Source organism: Treponema sp. R80B11-R83G3 (assembly GCF_054786115.1).
In genome coordinates this window covers 1-473 of sequence record NZ_BDHF01000601.1, presented here as the reverse complement: position 1 = coordinate 473, position 473 = coordinate 1, and the positions used below count along the sequence as shown (strand labels likewise).

Below are 473 nucleotides of genomic sequence, written 5' to 3'. Positions count from 1 at the left end.
CCTGAATCCGTATGACTAATTCCGTAAGTCTATATAATACAAGGAATTAGCGAAAACAACCGTAAACCAAATGGGTTTGAAAGATCATGCCCGCCGTGATATGTTTTAATTACAACAAAAAAACGTAACGGAGGCGGACATGATCACAATTCAGACTACCACGGAAAAGATTGAAAGTAAAGGCGGGATTTACTTAGCAGGAACAATAGCGCAGAAGATAGGCCTTACCGGAATTACAAGCGGGGTATTGCCCGGCGCGGACAGCGTGATAGCAAGCCTGTTCGCGGCAATGGTTCAAGGCAATACCGGTTTTGAAAGCGTCCGAACCGGGTACAACGACACTTTTTTCAGCGATTCATTTGGCGTTGACTTCAAATACTCGCCTGAAACCGTAAGGCTATATCTTGAACGGCTTGCCGATGAGGACAGGCTCGGAATTATCAGGCAATTGCGCGGGACAACGCTCACTCTGA

1 protein-coding gene is annotated in these 473 nt (G+C 46.3%); it reads left to right on the top strand.

Annotated elements, in window-relative coordinates; genetic code table 11:
• Positions 1-139: 139 nt before the first annotated feature.
• Positions 140-473: hypothetical protein (locus ACYVRH_RS15155; protein ID WP_461257678.1), on the top strand; the 334-nt coding region annotated here is incomplete at its 3' end.